1 protein-coding gene is annotated in these 724 nt (G+C 63.8%); it reads right to left on the minus strand.

Going from position 1 to position 724, the window contains the following annotated elements:
- On the minus strand, positions 1–635 hold a 635-nt coding region (locus BRSPCE3_RS35645), incomplete at its 3' end, for a DDE-type integrase/transposase/recombinase (RefSeq protein WP_244071786.1).
- Positions 636–724 lie beyond the last annotated feature (89 nt).

Genomic DNA, 724 nt, shown 5'->3' on the forward strand with positions numbered 1-724 from the left:
GTATCGCCCCATGGTGAGCCGTTGTCGGTGTAGAAGGCCTCCGGCAAACCATAGCAGCGGAACGTCGTCGTCAGGTGATCCTGCACGGTGAGACGCTGCTCGTCGGCGCAGGCCTTCAGGCACAGGACATAGCGCGAGTGATCGTCGACGATCGTTAGCGGATGACACCGCGTTCCATCGGCGAGTGGCACGTGGCCTTTGAAGTCCATCTGCCACAGCAGATTGGGAGCTTCCTTCTCGAAGCGGTGCCCTGGATTTGGCGGTGCGTTCTCGCTCGGTTTGACCCGGCCGTTCCGGCACAGGATCCGGTGCACCGTCGACGGCACAGGCACCGTCTGGCCATCCCGCTCCAGGCGGTGGGCGATCTTGCGCGCACCCCAGGCCGGATGCTTGTCGCGCACGGCCAGAACCTGCGTCTCGACCGCAGCCTCACTGCGCCTGGGCATCTCATGGGGACGCCGGGAGCGGTCGGCCAGCTCTCGATCGCCAGCCTGCCAGCGCCGCAGCCACTTGTAGCCGACGTCAGGGCTAATGTTGAACCGTCGGCACAGTTCGCGCCGGTTGGCGCCTTCCTGCAGAGCCAGCCGCACAAACTCGTGGCGCTGATCCATTACTGACACCTCACTCCACGGCATGGACGGCCTCCCGAATCGGACCAATCCAGCCAAGTTGATGTGTCAGCTATGTCTCCGAACACCCGTCAGTGATCTGTCCGGGCTAAACA

This window comes from Bradyrhizobium sp. Ce-3, from assembly GCF_022835695.1.
GTDB lineage: Bacteria > Pseudomonadota > Alphaproteobacteria > Rhizobiales > Xanthobacteraceae > Bradyrhizobium.